The 1,633-nt window shown below is 40.7% G+C and carries 3 protein-coding genes; all 3 read right to left on the reverse strand.

The genetic code is table 11. From position 1 onward, the window contains the following. Positions 1–301: cation-transporting P-type ATPase (locus IQ242_RS26515; protein ID WP_228021193.1), on the reverse strand; the 301-nt coding region annotated here is incomplete at its 3' end. Between the two features lie 481 nt (positions 302–782). Then, entirely contained in the window at positions 783–1,097 is a 315-nt protein-coding gene (locus tag IQ242_RS24220; RefSeq protein ID WP_193961711.1) for a DUF4164 family protein, read from the reverse strand. A 141-nt stretch (positions 1,098–1,238) separates the two neighbouring features. Next, on the reverse strand, positions 1,239–1,592 hold the full coding sequence (locus IQ242_RS24225) for a DUF4164 family protein (RefSeq protein WP_193957672.1): 354 nt from the start codon (positions 1,590–1,592) through the stop codon (positions 1,239–1,241). Positions 1,593–1,633: the final 41 nt, after the last annotated feature.

Here is a 1,633-nt window from a genome sequence, read left to right on the forward strand (position 1 = left end):
GGGTAAAATCGAAACGAGTAGGCTTTTTCCATGTCTCACATTTTAGCATATATTTCGTAAATGTGCTAATATTTAACAGTAAAGCCGTCGTAGAACGACGGGGTTTCAGACCCAAATTTTCGATGACACCACAGGCAATCAGGAGCAGGAAAATCGGCTCTTGGATAATGTCTAGGGCGATGGTTAAAAAAGTACGATGCTGGGTTGAGGGGAGTTCATTGTAGCCGTGCTGTTTCAATCGCTCGCCAGCTTCTTGGCTAGACAACCCGTTAAACTGCCTATTTTGTATATGTGCAACCATAACAATTACCTAGGTTTTTCACACAGGCTATTCTCGCATATAAAGAGTTGGTAATTGCCTCCGGCTTACGAAAAATTGGGTTTAAAGCCTCGCCCTTTGAGGGCGACTTTATAGGATGTATAATATTAAAAATAGGGGGCCGGGTAAACAACCGCTGAAAAAACCCAGTCATCAACCGATGAACGCACCTTGAAAACTAGAGTTATGGGGTTCTCTAGGGGAATGCTCCTATAGGTAAAAGCTCTCAGCACCAAGTACCAAAGAAACCAATTATTTTAGAGGTTTGGAACTGTATCGTCGGGCAGACGAAAACAGGCTTCTGTAAGGTCGCGAAAGTCTGAGGAGAGAACCACCTCTAGGTGGGATTTCGCCAGGAATCTAATTCAAGTGGACTCGTTGACCCAGAAATTCACAGCAGTGATGCTAGAAAAATCCACGTCCGTTTACGGCGTGGGGTATGTCAATTCTGTCTGAGATTAGATCAAATCTTTGAGAAGGTTGTCAGGAAAGCAACGGCGATCGCACTTGCCCCAAGAATAATTAATGTCCAAACCTGATTTTTTTGGGTTCCTTCCACTGATTTTAGGCGATTATCGATGCCCTCAACCTTTTCGGTTAACTTGGCCTGTCCCACCTCTAGCTTATTTAACCTTTCGTCGATTTTGTCAAATTTTTGGTTAAAATCTTTTTGGAAACTGTCAAATTTTTGATTAACATCTTTTTGGAGATTGTCAATTTTCCCTTCAATCCTCGTCAAAACAGCTTCTAGGGAATAGGTAACGGTTTCGTTAGACATGGTATCAACTTCCATTAGATATATTGTCTCGGTCCGCTATCGGGGACTATTTTAAGACTAAACCGGTTTGAGGTTGTCTGAGAACATCGTTTTTCCGGGATGACAAAACTTGAAACTGTGAATAATAGCCACAGATTAATTCTAGGGATTACCTGAAAAAAATACTTTCCAACCAGCAGTAGCGATCGCACTTGCCAAAAGAATAATTAATGTCCAAACCTGATTTTTTTGGGTTCCTTCCACTGATTTTAGGCGATTATCGATTCCTTCAACCTTTTCGGTTAACTTTGCCTGTCCTACCTCTAGCTTATTTAACCTTTCGTCGATTTTGTCAAATTTCTGGTTAAAATCTTTTTGGAGACTTTCAAATTTTTGGTCAACATCTTTTTGGAAACTGTCAAATTTTTGGTTAACATCTTTTTGGAGATTGTCAATTTTCCCTTCAATCCTCGTCAAAACAGCTTCTAGGGAATAGGTAACGGTTTCGTTAGACATGGTATCAACTTCCATTAGATATATTGTCTCGGTCCGCTATC

The organism is Microcystis sp. LEGE 08355, assembly GCF_015207185.1.
GTDB classification, from domain to species: domain Bacteria; phylum Cyanobacteriota; class Cyanobacteriia; order Cyanobacteriales; family Microcystaceae; genus Microcystis; species Microcystis panniformis.

Bases quoted from the DNA above. Each gene is read 5' to 3' on its own strand.
- IQ242_RS24220 (WP_193961711.1), bottom strand. From the start codon at position 1,097: ATGTCTAACGAAACCGTTACCTATTCCCTAGAAGCTGTTTTGACGAGG.
- IQ242_RS24225 (WP_193957672.1), bottom strand. From the start codon at position 1,592: ATGTCTAACGAAACCGTTACCTATTCCCTAGAAGCTGTTTTGACGAGG.